Source organism: Rhizobacter sp. OV335, from assembly GCF_900142965.1.
GTDB lineage: Bacteria > Pseudomonadota > Gammaproteobacteria > Burkholderiales > Burkholderiaceae_C > Rhizobacter.
In genome coordinates, this window is record NZ_FRCQ01000004.1 from 93,481 (window position 1) to 109,127 (window position 15,647).

Genomic DNA, 15,647 nt, shown 5'->3' on the forward strand with positions numbered 1-15,647 from the left:
ATTCAGATGACTTGATTGACCTGTATCACCCAGACGTAGAATGCCCGGATGCCGACCGCGCCCGCGCCAGCGTCCTCACCCCGGCCCGCCAGCCTGCATTTCGCGGCCATTGCCCCGGAGGCGGCCGGCATGCCGCTGTACCGCGTCGTCAAGCGCGCGCTGCTGCAGGCGATCGAGGGCGGCACCTGGGCGCCCGGCAGCACGCTGCCGAGCGAGACCGAGCTGGCGCTGGCGTTCGGCGTGTCGATCGGCACGCTGCGCAAGGCGGTCGACGAACTCTCGACCGAGCACATCCTGGTGCGGCGCCAGGGCCGCGGCACCTTCGTCGCGACGCATTCGCCCGACCGCTTCCTGTTCCAGTTCTTCCACGTCGAGCGCGCCGACGGGCTGCGCGAGGCGCCGTCGGTCGAGCTGCTGTCGTTCGACCGCGTGAAGCTCGACGACGCACAGGCCGAGATGCTGAACCTGCGCGCCGGCCATGCCGCGTTCCAGTTCGAGAACCGGCTCGCGCTGCAGGGCCGCGCGGTGATGCTCGACCGCCTGACGCTGCCGGCTGGCCTCTTCAAGGGCCTGACCGAGAAGCGCCTGCGCGAGCGGCCGAGCACGCTGTACCAGCTGTACCAGAGCGAGTTCGGCATCACCGTCGTGCATGCACACGAACGCGCCCGCGCCGCCGCCGCCGACCGCCATGTGTCGCGGCTGCTCGGCATCGCGGCCGGGCTGCCGGTGATGCAGGTGCACCGCGTCGCGCTGACCTTCGGCGACAAGCCGGTGGAGCACCGCGAATCGATCATCAACACCGCGCAGCACGACTACGTGAGCCTGTTGTCCCGAAAGGATGCCGCCCGATGACAGACACCCTCGATCTGCTCGCCGCCTACAAGGTGGCCGAACGGGCGGCGCGCGCGGCCGGCGCCCACCTGCAGGCCTCGCGCTCGCGGCTGAACGCGGTGGCGCTGATGCGCAAGCAGCCGGGCGACCTGGCCAGCGAGATCGACCACGAGGCCGAGCAGCAGATCCTCGACGTGGTGCGCCGCGCCTACCCGGGCCACGCCTTCCTCGGCGAGGAGATCGGCCGGCACGAGGCGGTGGTGGCCGGTGACGGCGAGCCGCCGCTGTGGGTCGTCGACCCGCTGGACGGCACGGCCAACTACCTGCGCGGCTACCCGCAGTACGCGGTGTCGATCGCGCTGGTCGTGGACGGCATGCCGGTGCTGGGCACCATCTTCGACCCCTGCCGCAACGAATTCTTCGCAGCGATCCGCGGGCGCGGCGCGCGGCTGAACGGCGCGGCGCTGCAGTGCGCCGACCGGGCCCGGCCGATCGATGCGCTGGCCGCAACGGTGTTCCCCAAGCCCACCTCGCCTCGCATGGGGAGCTACCTGGGCGAGTTCGGCCGGGTGCTGCGCAGCTTCGGCGGCGTGCGGCGCTCGGGCTCGATGGCGCTGGAGCTGGCCTACCTGGCGGCCGGCCGGATCGACGCGTTCTGGGAGCACGACATGGGCGCCTGGGACGCCGCCGCCGGCATCGTGCTGCTGCAGGAGGCGGGGGCCGGCATCGTCGCGCGCGACGGGCTGCCGCTGCTCGAGAGCCGCTCGCTGGCCGCCAGCACGCCGGCGATGCGCGAGGCCTTCGATGCGCTGCTGTCGCACACGGGGTGATTCGGGGCTGAATTCACCCCCGAGACGGCGTTAAGCTGCGCGCCATGGACAAGCGAACCGACCTCACCGCCCGCAACTTCCCATCGGCCCGCCAGGAGGCCGACAAACCGAGCGCACCGAACCGCTACGACGGCCCCGAGAGCGCCTACCGCCTGGCGTTCACCGACACCACCTTCCTGCTGCGTGAAGAGTTGCGCCCGGTGCGCATGCAGCTGGAGCTGCTGAAACCCGAGCTGGTGCAGACCGAGCAGGGCATCGAATCGACGATCGTGATCTTCGGCAGCGCGCGCATCGTGTCGCCGGAGGTCGCGCAGCGGCTGCTGGGCGATGCGCAGGTTGCCGGTGATGCCACCGCGCTGCGCATTGCCGAGCGGCACGTGGCGATGTCGCGCTTCTACGAAGAGGCGCGCCGCTTCGCCGAGATCGTCACGCTGAAATCGAAGGCGCTGAGCACGCCGATCTACGTCGTGACCGGCGGCGGCCCCGGCATCATGGAAGCGGGCAACCGCGGCGCCTACGAGATCGGCGGCAAGAGCATCGGGTTGAACATCGTGCTGCCGCACGAGCAGGCGCCGAACCCCTACATCACGCCGGAGCTGTGCTTCCAGTTCCACTACTTCGGCATGCGCAAGATGCACTTCCTGATGCGCAGCATCGGGCTGGTGTGCTTCCCCGGTGGCTTCGGCACGCTCGACGAGATGTTCGAGGCGCTGACGCTGATCCAGACCGGCAAGTGCCGGCGCCGGCCGATCCTGCTGTTCGGGCGCGAGTTCTGGACGCAGCTGGTCAACTTCGACCTGCTGGTGCAGACCGGCATGATCAGCGAGGTCGACCTGCAGCTGTTCCGCTTCGTCGAGACGGCGGAAGAGGCCTGGGCGCTGCTGGAGGCCGAGTACGGCTTCGAACTGAAGGACGTCGATCCCGACGACAAGAACCACTTCGCCACGGACCTGTGACATGAGCAAACAGATCAGCATCATCGGCGCGCCGACCGACATCGGCGCCGGCACCCGCGGCTCCAGCATGGGACCGGAGGCCTTGCGCGTGGCCAACATCGTGCCGGTGCTCGAAGGGCACGGGCTGGAGGTGGCCGACCGCGGCAACCTGGCCGGCCCGTCGAACCCGTGGCTGCCGCCGGTCGACGGCTACCGTCACCTGCACGAGGTGGTGGCGTGGAACCAGTCGGTACACAACGCGGTGCATGCCGAGTTGGCGCTGGGGCGGCTGCCCATCCTGCTGGGTGGCGACCACTGCCTGGGACTGGGGTCGATCAGCGCGGTGTCGCGGCACTGCCGCGAGACGGGCAAGAAGCTGCGCATCCTGTGGCTCGATGCGCATGCCGATTTCAACACCAACATCCTGACGCCGAGCGGCAACCTGCACGGCATGCCGGTGGCCTGCCTGTGCGGGCACGGCCCGAAAGAGCTGATCGAGATCGGCGGGCACGTGCCGGCGATCAACCCGAAATGGATCCGCCAGATCGGCATCCGCAGCGTCGACGAAGGCGAGAAGCGCTTCGTGCACGAGATGGACCTGGAAGTGTTCGACATGCGCTACATCGACGAGATGGGCATGCGGCATGCGATGGAGCTGGCGCTGGCCACGCTGGACGCGAACACGCACCTGCATGTGAGCTTCGACGTGGACTTCCTGGACCCGGATGTGGCGCCGGGTGTCGGCACCACGGTGCGCGGCGGGCCGACCTACCGCGAGGCGCAGCTGTGCATGGAGATGATCGCCGACACCGGGCGGCTGGGGTCGCTCGACGTGATGGAGCTGAACCCGGCGCTGGATGTGCGCAACCGGACGGCTGAGGTGGCGGTGGATCTGATCGAGTCGTTGTTCGGGAAGAGTACGTTGATGAGGAAGTAGGGGCGAACAGGCCGCTCCAAGGCCTAGACGCGTCATCCGTTTCCCGGCGAGGGAACTGTCTGCCGCGAAGCGTTACTCAGCCTGCACGATGCTGCAGGGATGTTGCCTGCAGCCACAAAAGCAATTGCAGGAGACAAGATGACGACTGAGAGTCGCTTATGGCGGAGACGCTTCATCGAGCTGACAGAATCTCTGTACCGACTTCGGGGCCAGGTGCCGCCACCCGTTGCCGACGCGCTCGAGGGCAGTTGGCAGACAACGCTGCAGCTGCGCGACGTCAGATTCCGTCTGCTGCATGACGACCCCGACGACAGCATCGGCAACTTCTTGCTGCAGTGTCATTTCTGCAGTATTGCGGAAGAACCGCCGGCCGATATGATGCTGGCCGCGCTGGAACTGAACCACGGACTTGCCCGGCAAGCTGCCGGAATGTTCGTGTTCGATGCCGATACGCGGGAGCTGATCTTCAGCCTGTTGTCGCCCTTGCAAGACGCATCCGCGCCCGGCGTACTGCGAACGATGGAAGGCATGGTCCCGATGGTTCACCATTGGAGAGCATTGATTCCGCAGGCGTGCCATTGATGTGCGAGGCGCGACTTCAGCATGTCGGACGCGTTGTTCACCGCTTCGAACGGCTTCATGCCGTCCGTGTCGATCAATCTCACCCTGCACGGGGAGTCGTTGACGCTGACACGCGTCTGCGGGATCGAAACGGGCGATCAACTGGTCATCGAGTGCCGGCTGGGCCGCATTCCGCCCGGTCGTGAAGCGCTCTGGCATGAACGATTGCTCACGCTGAATTTCCAGCTTTGCACATTGCAACGCAGCGGCTTCAGCCTCTGCCCGAATAGCGCGGACGTGATCTGCGCCTCGACGTACCGGCTCGACGCGACCAGCCCTGACCAGATCTACGGCAGTGCGGTTCACCTCGCGGCGTCCGTTCGCCAATGGCGCCGGATCCTGTCCGAGACAGATGCCTGAGGCCGATCCGAACCGCACGCCCTTCTTGTGCCTGATTCCGAAATTCGTACCCCTTGTCCATCATGTTCGATTGCTTCAAGACCTTTCGCAACCATCAACCGGAGCACATCGTCGTCGACGCGTTCGACGACGCAAGCGAGGCCCCTGTCGATGAGGGCATGAAATCCGCATCGGCCCGTCGCGACAGGTCTCTTCCTCGCGGAAACTTCTCGACTCACGTCGATGTCCCGTCCATTCTGGGAACAAAGGACGGCCTCCGAAAGACGATTGATGCGCTGGACAAAGCCATCAAGGCCGAACGCTCGACGTGGCAAAAGAAATACAAGTCGAAGTCCGAGTCCGGCGACGCACTGCGAAAACTGATAGGCGAGTACGACGCCGGCTATCAGAGGCTGCTGACGGAGCGCGAGGCCGGCACCGTCAGCATCGACGACATGGAGCATCGTGCAACCGCGCTCGGAACCTTGCTCGCGCGCGTATACGGACTTGCCAACGAACAGGGCTGGACGGACGAGACGAAGCGCCGGTGCAAGGAGATGGGCGATGCCTACGTCTATCCGTCCGTGTTCGTCAATGACCTCAGCAGCGGACTCCTCATCGCAAAGACACTCCTGGGCTTGATTCTCGACGTCGCGGCGATGGGGTCACCGGCGCATGCAGTTGCATTGCATGGCACCAAGATCGCCTTCAATCTCAGCTACGCCGTTCTTCAGTCGTTCGTCACATGCTGTGTAAGCACGGTGGGCAGCGGTACGCATCAAAGCGATGTCTACCAGAGGACATTGCACCTCGCAACCGAATTCATGCCCGACCAGCCGACCACCAGCTACACCAACGTGCTCGGCGACGAGGCGCCTCCTCCTTCGTTGCCCCACGTCAAGAAAAGCCTCAGGCTTGTCAATGCGGTCGTCCGCACCATCCGGAAGGATGCAGGATGCGAATCGGCCGAGAACTTGTTGCAGAGCCTGCAGACGCGGCGTGAGCGGGTTGAACGCGCCATCGAGGAGAAGAGGAGGAAGCATCCGGACCCGGCGGGACACCAGAAACTCGAATTGAAGCGACTGGATGAACACCGTGGCCTGATCGAGGATCTTCTCAAGGCATTGACGCCAGTCGAAACCAACTCGGATGACACAGGCTCGGCCGACGGCGATGAAGACACATTCGAGGGACCTCGCCTCGATCCGGTGATGCTCGTCTTCCGGCACCAGGCACGACTGTCCGACGAACTGGCGGTCGCAGACCGATTGCTTCGCGCCAATGTCCAGCACCGTGTCGGCAATGGCAAGTGGTGGCGCAGCATGTTCAACATGAGCAACGGCCTGACCTCGATCATCAAGGCTACTCACGAAATCGCCGATGGCCACGCGAGTGGCTATGACTTTGGCATCATCACTGCCGGCTTGGTTTCAACTGCCTTGACCGTCACTCAGGTGTTGCTCTATCGATGCACGCAGGGGTCGGCCTCGGGCGAGGACCACTGCGCCAAGATCGCCAGCCTGTTCGCGCTGATCGGCCAGACCAAGCGGGGGGACCTGCGGTCCGCCAGGAACGGCAGGATCGACCCGAAGGCGCTGGACAAGCTTGTGATCGGCCCTCGCATGACTCGCATGACGACCTTGGTCAAGGGACTGAACTTCAACAGCGCCGTTCACATGCTCGCCATCATTGGTCACATCAAGTGTCACATCAAGTCGTCCGCAACGATCAGTGAAGTTCGCAGCCCCGATGGCCGCAGGATGGTGCCGCTGACGTTCCTGGGGCTTCAGCGCGAGTTCAATGCCCTCATCAAGGCAAAGAAACACATTGATGCCTTTGTCAATGCAACACTGGAGCGCATCCGGGTGCGTGATGAAACCGAAGCGTCCGTCACACGCCTTCTTCAACAGATTGCGATCAACGGTCGCGCGGTTAAGGCGTGCAAGAAGGGAAAGCTGAGCGAACTCGACGAAGACGATCTCCTCGCGCCCGAGGTCATGGAAGTGCTTGTCGGAGCACTCCAGCATGCGCAGCACTTGTATTCGGGCGATGACTATGACGCCTACGCCCATGGATGCGACGAACGTCTCATCCGCTGGGGAGCGGAAACCGAGATTCGCGTGCTGACCGGCAATGGCAAACAGATCTCGGCCAAAGGGGGACCGACCTTCAGCAACATCTTTGGTGGCAACGGCAGCTTCTTCGCCATCAAGGCCCTTGGCACCGCGGTTTCATCGGGCGTGCAACTGGGGGCAGGCATCGACAGTCCGAGCGAGGCCAGCGACTGGATCGATCTCGCCACGGCAGTCTTTTCCTGCTGCGGCCCCGTCTGCGGCTCGACCTCCGGCTATGCATACAGGACCGTGAAGCTGAAGAACGAGGGGCGTGCGGCCGACAAGGAAGCCGACGTGATCGCGCCACCCAACAGCGGCATTCAGATGCAGGGCGAACACGACTTCATGCCGGTGTTCAGCCTGTCCACCATGCGGCGGCGAGCCGACAATTTCGACACCCTCATCCCGCCGTTCATCGCACCGGAAGATGTTCCACCGCCCTTCGACTACGAGTGTGAAGTCTCGGTGATGCGCGACATGTGGGAGCAGATGACGAAGCCGCAGCCGCTGTTTTCCAGCAAGGTGTTGAAGAAGTGGGCCGGCCCACCATTTCGCAAGCCCGGCTCGCTGGACCCCGATCCTCAAGCGACGTTGGAACCGCCCAGGTCGCCGGACCTCGATCCTCAAGCGACGTCGAGGCTGGCACGACGGAGAAAGAAGCCGCCGGAAATGACAAGGGGCGACGTTTCCAGCGGCAGTGATTCGGAGGAACCCTACGACATCGGTGCCGGCCCGAAGGCCGACAGACGCACCGTCAAGGGAACCGACAAGACATCGGATGAGTACGCCGAAGGCTTGGCAGCCGCGAGCATCTTCGTCTGACGTCAATCTCCGATGACGGGCACTGTCAGGGCCTGCGTCAGCGCATTTGTCGCCACCCGGTTGACCCATCGCCCCTCCGCACCCACCTCCATCCCCCCCACCTCCACCATGTCCAGCTGATGCACCCCGCGGTACACCGCGAAATACAAACTGACCCCGAACACCCCGAACTCCGCCGCGCTGGCCTGATCGCTCAGCGGCACGCGCAGCACCGGCACGCCGCCGAATGTGAAGGTCTCGATCGCAGCCCCGCCCAGCGGCTGCAGCGTCGCGGTGTCGCGGAAGATCACGCCGCCCTGTCCGTCAAAGCCCATCTCGACCGCGCTCGCGTCCATCCCGCGCAGCGCGCGCCATGAGCCGCTGCCGTCGGCCTGCACCTGGCGCAGTGCGATGAACTGGTCGAGACTCGCGAGCGTCATCCCGAACGGCTCGCCCTCCTCGTGCACCCGCGCATAGCCACCCGCGCGCCACTGCACGCGGGCGTGGTGGCGAAAGCGTTGCGCGCCCTCGGGGTAGGTGCCGGTCACCGCCACGTCAGCACTGCCGCCCACGTCATCGCGCGTGATCGCACGGCCCGCGAGGTCTTCGACGTCGCGGAACTCGGCCGCGATCGCGATCCCGCTGCGCAGTTGCAGCACCCGCCCTGCGTCGAGCCGTTGTGCCAGCGTGCCCTGCGGATCGCCGTCCAGCCAGCCTGCCGTCTCGTCGAGGAAATCCGATCGCTCGCTGATCGGCGCGTAGCCGTGAAACGCGGTATCGACCGCCGGATCGAAGCTCCAGGTGCGCCGCGAGGCCAGCATCTCGCCCGCCACCGGGCTTGGCGCCAGGTTCGTGGCCGTCGCGGTGAACACCGTGCCATCACGTCCCGGATCCGCCGACAGCTCGAATGCCCCGGCACCCGCCTGCGCGTTGAACCACGCGTCCGACGGCCGGTGCAGCATCGCCATCAGCCCGCGCGTCTGCTGGCCGAACCACGCCGCCGCCTGCTCGCGCACCCACGCAGCCTCGTCGCCATGCAATCCGGCGGCGCCGGCGATGTAGTCGTCGTCGATCGCCAGGTCCACCAGGCCGGCCCCGCGCCGCACGACGGCCTCGGCGTCTTCGCGCACAACCCCGCTCCACACCAGTTGCTCGACGCGCGTACGCACCGGCGTGAAGAAGTACGCCGTGCGCCCCGCCTCATACGGCCGGGCCAGCAGCACCTGCTCGCTGCCCACCGGCGCGCCGGTCGATGCATCGATCGCCGAGGCCGGCACCTGCGCCACCAGCCGTGCGCTCGCCAGCAGCGCCGCTTGCGCCGCGCTCAGCACCAGCGTGTAGTCGCCCTGTGCATCGGTCACGGCCAAGGGCTCGTCGCCATTGCACTGCAGGTCGTCGTTCGCATCGACGCACACCACCGCGCCCTGCAGGTAGCCGCGCATCACCTTGCCGCTCAATGTCAGCCCGGTCGGTGTCGGCGGCCCCGGGTCGGGCGTGGTCGGGCCTGCGCCGCCATCTCCCCCACCGCCGCAAGCGCTCAGCACACAGGCCGCCGCCACGCTGTACGCGGCCACGACACCCCCTCGCGCGAAGCGCCTGATCGTCCTGCTCATCGACGCTCCTGTTGAACCCGCGCGGATGGTAGGGCGCGGCTGTCATCGATTCGTCTTCTGCACCGGCAAGCGATGTAACGGTCAGTGCGCAATCACCTCGCAGCGACCGTGCATCCTACGAAACACCCGCGGTTCGATCGCGCCGGGCTGCGCGAAGAGGCCTCGCCGCGCGGCCTTCGCCTGCGTTTCGAGCGCGCCGTACGCACCACCATCGCGGCGCTTGTAGTGATCGCTCCACGCATGCCCCTGCGCCACCATCCATGCCGCCACGTCGTCACCGTCGATGGCCACGCGCGCCACGCTGCGGTGGTAGCTGTCCTGCGCGACGGTCTCGAACTGCACGCGCCGGTGCAGCACGCGCCGCGCCAGCGCCTCACTGGCCTGCGGCCCCCAGGCCTGGCAGTGCTCCGGCGCATCGATGCCGCGCAGCCGCAGCTTCTTCGGCTTGGCCCGCGGCGATGCGCCGTCGACCCGCACCCACAGCGTGTCGCCATCGGTCACGTAGGTCACGACGCCGCTGGCCGCCTGCACCGATCCTGCCGCCAGCAGCGCGGCCAGCCACACCCCTGCACGCCACCTCATTCGCAACATCATCCGCCGAAGACCCCGCGCACCAGCCACCAGACGAAGCCACCGAACAGCAGCAGCCACACCAGGACCACCAGCAGCGCGCCCCACCACCACCGCGGCAGCTTCTCGCGCGTCTTCTCGGCGTCGATCAGCAGCTGCTGCCACAGCGGATCCGGCGTCATGCGCCGCACCAGCGCCACGCCCAGCGGGATGATCAGCAGGTCGTCGAGCTGCCCGAGCACCGGGATGAAATCGGGGATCAGGTCGATCGGGCTCGCCGCGTACGCGAGCACGGCCACCGCCACCCATTTCGCGCCGCGCGGCGCCTGCGGGTGCTTGAACAGCTTCCACAGCGCGATCAGGTAGGTGGCCAGCCGGGCGGTGTTGGCCGCGCGCAGCAGCCGTGATTTGCGCAACATCATCAGGGGTCCTCGGGACGGTTGACACTAGCCTGCCGCGCGCTCCATGTCCTTGAGCATGCGGGCCAGGCGGTCGTTGAGCTTCTCGGTGCTGAGTTTCTCGCGAAAGCGCTCCACCATCAGCGGCAACGCGAACGGGCTGGGCACCGCGAGCTCGACGAACGCGATGCGCTGCCCGCGCATGCGCTCCAAGCTGGCGGCGAGCCGCCGGATATCAAGCTCCTGGCTCAGCACCTCGTTCTCCGCCTGCCCGAGCAGCCGGTTGCCGCCGTCGTACTTGCGGAACACCTCGTAGAACAGCGTGCTCGACGCCTGCAGCTGGCGCGCGCTCTTGGCCTGCCCCGGGTAGCCGGTGAAGATCAATCCCGCCACGCGCGCGATCTCGCGGAAGCGCCTTCGCGCCAGCTCGCTGGAGTTCAGGCTCGCGAGCACGTCGTCCTGCAGGTGCTCGTCGCCGAACAGCGCGCCCGCCAGCAGCGGCTGCGGGTCGATCGGCAACGCGCTCAGCAGCTCCAGCCCGTAGTCGTTGATCGAGATGCTGAAGGTGTTGGGCGCGTCGCGCGCCAGCCGCCAGGCCAGCAGGCTCGCGAGGCCGATGTGCATGTTGCGCCCGCCGAACGGGTACAGGAACAGGTGCTGGCCCTCGCGCGAGCGGATGCGCTCGACCAGCAGCGTGCCCGGCGTCGGCAGCCGCGAGATGCGCTGCTGCGCGTTCAGCATCGGTCGCGCGGCCTGCAGCTCCGGCGCGTCGAAATCGCCGGCATCGGCCGCGGCCAGCACCTCCAGCACCGCGTCGGCCAGCTCGCTCGACAGCGGCATCTTGCTGCCGTTCCAGTTCGTCACGAGGCCCTTGCGGCCCTCGGCGCGCCGCACGTAAGCCGTCATCTCCTGCGTGCGCACGTACTCCAGCGTGCGGCCGGCGAAGACGAAGCAGTCGCCCGCGCGCAGCCGCGAAATGAAGCCCTCTTCCACCGTGCCGATGCGCCCGCCGCTCAGGTACTTCACCTGCATCGCCGAGTCGGCGACGATCGTGCCCACCTGCAGCTTGTGGCGGCGGGCGATGCCGCGGTCGGGCACGCGGTAGACGCCGTCGATCGCTTGCACGCGGTGGTATTCCGGGTAGGCCGTGAGGCTGGTGCCGCCCTGCTCGACGAAGGCCAGCGCCCAGTCGAACTCGTCGCGCGTGAGCGTGCGGTAGGCATGGGCCGTGATCACCTCGCCGTACAGCGCGTCGGCGGTGAAGCCGCCGCCGAGCGCCACCGTCACCAGGTGCTGCACCAGCACGTCGAAGGGCTTGTCGGGCGTCGCGCGCTTCTCGATGCGGCCGAGCTGCGCGGCCCGACGCGCGGCCACCGCCTCCACCAGCTCCAGCGTGTTGGTGGGCACGAGCGTGATGCGGCTCGGCCGCCCCGGCGCATGGCCGCTGCGGCCGGCGCGCTGCAGCAGCCGCGCGACGCCCTTGGCCGAGCCGATCTGCAGCACCCGCTCGACCGGCAAGAAATCGACCCCCAGGTCGAGCGACGAGGTCGCGACCACCGCCTTCAGCCGGCCCTCCTTCAGCCCGAGCTCCACCCACTCGCGCACCGCAGGGTCGAGCGAGCCGTGGTGCAGCGCGACACTGCCGGCCCACTCCGGGCGCCGTTCCAGCAGCATCTGGTACCAGGCCTCGGCCTGCGAGCGCATGTTCACGAACACCAGCGTCGTGCCGGAGCGCTCGATCTCGTCGACCACCGGCTGCTGCATCTGCTTGCCCAGGTGCCCGCCCCACGAGAAGCGGCCGGGCTCGTGCGGCAGCAGCGTGTCGATCACCAGCGTCTTGTCGAGGCCGCCGCGCACTGCGGTGCCGGGCGTGTCGCCGAGCAGCACGCGCATCGCGTCGTCGAGGTTGCCGAGCGTCGCGCTCAGGCCCCAGGTGACGAGGCCGGGGTTCCAGCGCTTCAGCCGCGCCAGCGCCAGCTGCACCTGCACGCCGCGCTTGTTGCCCATCAGCTCGTGCCACTCGTCGACGATCACGGTGTGCACGCCGGCGAGTTCGTCGCGCGCGGCCTCGCGCGTGAGCATCAGGCTCAGCGATTCGGGCGTCGTCACGAGCACGGTCGGGAAGCGCCGGTCCTGCCGCGCGCGCTCGGCCGAGGCGGTGTCGCCGGTGCGCAGGCCCAGGCTCCAGCCGCTGCCCAGCTCGGCCAGCGGCACCTGCAACGCGCGCGCCGAATCGGCGGCCAGCGCGCGCATCGGCGTGATCCACAGCACGCCGAGCCGCGGGGCCTGCGGCGCCAGCGGGTCGATGCCGCAGCGCGCGGCGTTCGCGAGCGCGCCGAACCACACCGCGTAGGTCTTGCCGGCCCCGGTGGTGGCGTGCAGCAGGCCGCTGCGGCCGTCGGCCATCGCGGCCCAGACCTCGCGTTGGAACGGGAACGGCTTCCAGCCGCGCTGCGCGAACCAGCGCGCGCCGAGGCCGGCCTCGCGCTGCAGCTCATTCCCTTTCGCCCGCCGGTTCATTCCGCCTGCGGGTCCCGCGAGCGCAGCGCCATCGCCACCCGCGACACCCGCCCTTCCACCATCTCGCTCACCGCGAAGTGCGCGCCGTGCCAGTCGACACCGTCGCCCTCGGCATGGCCGCGCGCCAGGCTGTCGGTCAGCCAATCCCCGAGCGACGGCCCGGCGTTGTGCGGCACCGGCAGCTGGAAGAACGCGAACACGTCGGCCAGCGGCAGGTGGGCATCGAGCGTCAGCCGGCCCTGCACCGCGCGCTCGGTGTCGGGCGGCAGCGCCGGCGGCTCGACCACGCCGAGCCGGTTCGCCACCCAGCGCAGCGAGATGCCCTGCATCAGCAGCGACGCGAGCACCACGCCGAACGCGACGTTGAAGAAGCGGTAGCTGTCGGGCACCTGGGCCATCAGCGGGACCAGCGCCAGCACGATCGGCACCGCACCGCGCAGGCCCACCCAGCCGATGAACAGCCGCTGCGCCGCCGGGAAGCGCAGCGGCGCCAGGCACAGCCACACCGCCAGCGGCCGCGCGACGAACAGCAGTGCCGCCACCACCGCGACGATCGGCACCGCCATGCCGATCATCTGCCGCGGCGACACCAGCAGCCCGAGCAGCATGAACAGGCTGGCCTGCGCGGCCCAGGCAAAGCCGTCGAGCGCCGACGACGCGGCATGCGCCGCCGCCTCGGCCCGCGCGCGCACCTGCAGCCCGAACAGGTACACCGCGAGGAAGCCCGAGCCCTCGACCAGCCCCGCCGCGGCGAACACCACCAGCCCGCCTGACAGCACGATCAGCGCGAGCAGGCCGCTGTGCTCGACGGTGAGCGTCAGCCGGTTCAGCAGCCATGCAACGCCCCAGCCGCCGGCCAGCCCGATCGCGAGGCCGAAGCCGGCCTGCTGTGCCAGCAGCAGCGCGAGTTCGCCCGCCCCGGCATGCGTGCGGATCACGGCCGTCATCGCGAGCGTCAGGAACACCGCCATCGGGTCGTTCAGGCCGGACTCCATCTCGAGCGTCGCCGACACCCGCTCCGGCAGCTGGATGCCGGCGTGGCGCAGCAGCGAGAACACCGCCGCCGCGTCGGTCGACGCGACGATCGCGCCGAGCAGGAAGCCGTAGCGCCAGTCGACGCCCATCACCCCCATCGCGACCGCGCCGATCACCAGCGCCGTCAGCATCACGCCCAGCGTCGCCAGCCACAGCGCAGGCTTCAGCCCCACGCGCACGCTGGCCATCGGCGTGCTGATGCCGCCTTCGAGCAGGATCACCGCGAGCGCGGCGTTGCCGACCCAGGCCGTCATCTGCGTGTCGTCGAAGCGCAGGCCACCCGGGCCGTCAACGCCGATCAGCATGCCCGCGGCGAGGAACACCAGCAGGAACGACAGGCCGAGCCGCGCCGAGAACACCCCCGCGAGCAGGCTGACGAACATCAACAGCCCGCTCGCCAGCAGCAGGAGGTGGAAGGCGTGCATCCGGCCGACCTTAGCAGAGGACCCTCAACCCGAGGCACACTGGCGGGCTGATTTCGCTGCAGTCCTTCGCCTACATCCGCCACATCCGCATGAGCCTCGACCTCGATACCGCCGTCTTCACGCTGACCAACGCCGCCGGCCTCTCCATCCAGGTGATGGACCATGGCGCCACCTGGGTGTCCTGCCGCGTGCCGCTGCCCGGCGGCGCAGCGCGCGAGGTGCTGCTGGGCTGTGCGCGCCTCGACGACTACCGCCGACAGACCGGCTACCTCGGCGCGACCATCGGCCGCTATGCCAACCGCATCGGCGGCGCGCGCTTTCCAGTCGACGGGCGCGAGGTGAGCGTGGCAGCGAACGAAGGCCGCAACCAGCTGCACGGCGGGCCGGTCGGCTTCGACAAGCGGCTGTGGACGCTGGTCTCGCACACGCCGGCCGAGCTGGTGCTGTCGCTGGTCAGCGAAGACGGCGACCAGGGCTACCCGGGCCGCATGGAGACCACCGTGCGCTACCGGCTCGGCGACGACCTCAGCGTGCACGTCGAGCTCAGCGCCACCGTCAGCGCGCCGTGCCCGGTCAACCTCACCAACCACGCCTACTTCAACCTCGATGGCGACGCGCCCGCCGGCGACATCCGCGCGCACCGTCTGCGCATCGCGGCGCAGCAGTTCCTGCCGATCGATGCCGAATCGATCCCGACCGGCGAGCGGCGCGACGTGGCCGGCACCGGTTTCGACTTCCGCACGCCGCGCCCGATCGGCGAAGCGCTGATGCGCGACGAACAGCAGCAGCTCACGCGCGGTTACGACCACTCGTACTGGCTCGACGACGCCTGCGCCGACGGCCGGGCGCCGGCCGCCGAGGTGTTGTCGGGCGACGGCCGCGTCACGCTCGCGCTGCACACGCGGCTGCCGGCGCTGCAGTTCTACAGCGGCAACTACCTGCCCGGCACGCCGACGCGCACGGCCGGCGCCACCTATGCGCAGCACGCCGGCTTCGCGCTCGAGCCGCAGTACTCGCCCGACACGCCGAACCACCCGGAGTGGCCGGGCTGCGTGCTGCGGCCGGGGCAGCGCTTCGAGCAGGCGCTGCACTACGTGTTCGCGGTGCGCTGAAAAGAAACGAAACACAGCGATACCGCCACGACAAGCCGCCGGGTGCCGCAGCGCCGACCATGCAGGCCATGTTCACACCTGCAGGAGGAATCTTCATGCGACCCTGGCTCAAACGCACCCTGATCGGCGTCTTCGGCGCCTCGGCCCTGTTCGGCGGCTTCGCGGCCTGGTCGCAGCACCCGCACGGCTTCGGGCGCTGGGAATCGATGAGCGAGGCCGATGTCGCGCGCTTCAAGTCGCGGGCGATCGACCACGCGACCCGCCGCCTCGACCTCGACGCGGTGCAGCAGGCGCGGCTCGGCGTGCTGATCGACACCTTGCAGCAGCAGCGCCAGGCCTTGCGCGGCAGCGCCGATCCGCGCGCACAGTTCCAGGCGCTGATGGGCGACGGCACCTTCGACCGCTGGCATGCGCAGGACCTGATCAACGGCAAGCTCGCGAGCGTGCGCGACGGCAGCCCGAAGCTGGTGGCGGCGGTCGGGGATTTCTACGACAGCCTGCGGCCGGAGCAGCAGCGGCAGGTGCGAGACTTCCTGCAGCGGAGGCACGGGCCGTGGAGCTGACAA

14 protein-coding genes are annotated in these 15,647 nt (G+C 68.3%); 9 read left to right on the forward strand and 5 right to left on the reverse strand.

The genetic code is table 11. The features are described 5' to 3' along the window. Positions 1-48: 48 nt before the first annotated feature. From BUE42_RS05690 to BUE42_RS05720, 7 genes are all read left to right on the forward strand, one after another. The gene (locus tag BUE42_RS05690; RefSeq protein WP_083613900.1) at positions 49-852 is read left to right on the forward strand and encodes a GntR family transcriptional regulator; all 804 of its coding nucleotides are present in this window, start codon (positions 49-51) and stop codon (positions 850-852) included. Beyond that, positions 849-1,661: an inositol monophosphatase family protein gene (locus BUE42_RS05695; protein ID WP_073463599.1), complete on the forward strand. Its 813-nt coding sequence runs from the start codon at positions 849-851 to the stop codon at positions 1,659-1,661. The genes BUE42_RS05690 and BUE42_RS05695 overlap by 4 nt, the downstream gene beginning before the upstream one ends. Positions 1,662-1,705: 44 nt before the next feature. Then, the gene (locus BUE42_RS05700; RefSeq protein WP_073463601.1) at positions 1,706-2,617 is read left to right on the forward strand and encodes an LOG family protein; all 912 of its coding nucleotides are present in this window, start codon (positions 1,706-1,708) and stop codon (positions 2,615-2,617) included. Position 2,618: 1 nt separating this feature from the next. After that, positions 2,619-3,533: an arginase gene (rocF, locus tag BUE42_RS05705; protein WP_073463603.1), complete on the forward strand. Its 915-nt coding sequence runs from the start codon at positions 2,619-2,621 to the stop codon at positions 3,531-3,533. A gap of 138 nt (positions 3,534-3,671) precedes the next feature. Continuing rightward, a complete protein-coding gene (locus BUE42_RS05710; RefSeq protein ID WP_073463605.1) occupies positions 3,672-4,115 on the forward strand; it encodes a type III secretion system chaperone family protein in 444 nt (147 codons plus the stop codon). A gap of 21 nt (positions 4,116-4,136) precedes the next feature. Then, a complete protein-coding gene (locus BUE42_RS05715; protein WP_073463607.1) occupies positions 4,137-4,514 on the forward strand; it encodes a CesT family type III secretion system chaperone in 378 nt (125 codons plus the stop codon). A 53-nt stretch (positions 4,515-4,567) separates the two neighbouring features. Continuing rightward, positions 4,568-7,429 carry a hypothetical protein gene (locus tag BUE42_RS05720; protein ID WP_073463610.1) on the forward strand — a complete coding sequence of 954 codons (2,862 nt, stop codon included), beginning with the start codon at positions 4,568-4,570 and terminating at the stop codon, positions 7,427-7,429. Positions 7,430-7,431: 2 nt separating this feature from the next. Here the strand turns inward: BUE42_RS05720 and BUE42_RS05725 are convergent, their stop codons facing one another. From BUE42_RS05725 to BUE42_RS05745, 5 genes are all read right to left on the reverse strand, one after another. Further along, complete coding sequence (locus BUE42_RS05725; RefSeq protein ID WP_143171320.1) at positions 7,432-9,021, reverse strand: hypothetical protein; 1,590 nt, start codon at positions 9,019-9,021, stop codon at positions 7,432-7,434. Between the two features lie 81 nt (positions 9,022-9,102). Further along, positions 9,103-9,603, reverse strand: coding sequence for a thermonuclease family protein (locus BUE42_RS05730; protein ID WP_235002125.1), 501 nt, complete (start codon positions 9,601-9,603; stop codon positions 9,103-9,105). Positions 9,604-9,611: 8 nt separating this feature from the next. Next, positions 9,612-10,013 carry a YkvA family protein gene (locus BUE42_RS05735; protein ID WP_235002127.1) on the reverse strand — a complete coding sequence of 134 codons (402 nt, stop codon included), beginning with the start codon at positions 10,011-10,013 and terminating at the stop codon, positions 9,612-9,614. Between the two features lie 24 nt (positions 10,014-10,037). Continuing rightward, positions 10,038-12,509, reverse strand: a complete 2,472-nt coding sequence (locus BUE42_RS05740; protein ID WP_073463616.1) for a ligase-associated DNA damage response DEXH box helicase — start codon at positions 12,507-12,509, stop codon at positions 10,038-10,040. Continuing rightward, entirely contained in the window at positions 12,506-13,969 is a 1,464-nt protein-coding gene (locus tag BUE42_RS05745; RefSeq protein ID WP_073463618.1) for a potassium/proton antiporter, read from the reverse strand. The genes BUE42_RS05740 and BUE42_RS05745 overlap by 4 nt, the downstream gene beginning before the upstream one ends. A gap of 89 nt (positions 13,970-14,058) precedes the next feature. Here BUE42_RS05745 and galM point away from each other — a divergent pair, with 89 nt between their 5' ends. Together galM and BUE42_RS05755 are read left to right on the forward strand one after the other, a co-directional pair. Further along, on the forward strand, positions 14,059-15,081 hold the full coding sequence (galM, locus tag BUE42_RS05750; RefSeq protein ID WP_073463620.1) for a galactose-1-epimerase: 1,023 nt from the start codon (positions 14,059-14,061) through the stop codon (positions 15,079-15,081). A 95-nt stretch (positions 15,082-15,176) separates the two neighbouring features. After that, the gene (locus tag BUE42_RS05755) at positions 15,177-15,644 is read left to right on the forward strand and encodes a Spy/CpxP family protein refolding chaperone (protein WP_073463622.1); all 468 of its coding nucleotides are present in this window, start codon (positions 15,177-15,179) and stop codon (positions 15,642-15,644) included. Positions 15,645-15,647: the final 3 nt, after the last annotated feature.

What these genes read in the sequence shown, in the direction of transcription:
- BUE42_RS05690 (WP_083613900.1), top strand. Translation starts at nt 49, where the DNA reads ATGCCGACCGCGCCCGCGCCAGCGTCCTCACCCCGGCCCGCCAGCCTG.
- BUE42_RS05695 (WP_073463599.1), top strand. Translation starts at nt 849, where the DNA reads ATGACAGACACCCTCGATCTGCTCGCCGCCTACAAGGTGGCCGAACGG.
- BUE42_RS05700 (WP_073463601.1), top strand. Translation starts at nt 1,706, where the DNA reads ATGGACAAGCGAACCGACCTCACCGCCCGCAACTTCCCATCGGCCCGC.
- rocF (WP_073463603.1), top strand. Translation starts at nt 2,619, where the DNA reads ATGAGCAAACAGATCAGCATCATCGGCGCGCCGACCGACATCGGCGCC.
- BUE42_RS05710 (WP_073463605.1), top strand. Translation starts at nt 3,672, where the DNA reads ATGACGACTGAGAGTCGCTTATGGCGGAGACGCTTCATCGAGCTGACA.
- BUE42_RS05715 (WP_073463607.1), top strand. Translation starts at nt 4,137, where the DNA reads ATGTCGGACGCGTTGTTCACCGCTTCGAACGGCTTCATGCCGTCCGTG.
- BUE42_RS05725 (WP_143171320.1), bottom strand. Translation starts at nt 9,021, where the DNA reads ATGAGCAGGACGATCAGGCGCTTCGCGCGAGGGGGTGTCGTGGCCGCG.
- BUE42_RS05730 (WP_235002125.1), bottom strand. Translation starts at nt 9,603, where the DNA reads ATGAGGTGGCGTGCAGGGGTGTGGCTGGCCGCGCTGCTGGCGGCAGGA.
- BUE42_RS05735 (WP_235002127.1), bottom strand. Translation starts at nt 10,013, where the DNA reads ATGATGTTGCGCAAATCACGGCTGCTGCGCGCGGCCAACACCGCCCGG.
- BUE42_RS05740 (WP_073463616.1), bottom strand. Translation starts at nt 12,509, where the DNA reads ATGAACCGGCGGGCGAAAGGGAATGAGCTGCAGCGCGAGGCCGGCCTC.
- BUE42_RS05745 (WP_073463618.1), bottom strand. Translation starts at nt 13,969, where the DNA reads ATGCACGCCTTCCACCTCCTGCTGCTGGCGAGCGGGCTGTTGATGTTC.
- galM (WP_073463620.1), top strand. Translation starts at nt 14,059, where the DNA reads ATGAGCCTCGACCTCGATACCGCCGTCTTCACGCTGACCAACGCCGCC.
- BUE42_RS05755 (WP_073463622.1), top strand. Translation starts at nt 15,177, where the DNA reads ATGCGACCCTGGCTCAAACGCACCCTGATCGGCGTCTTCGGCGCCTCG.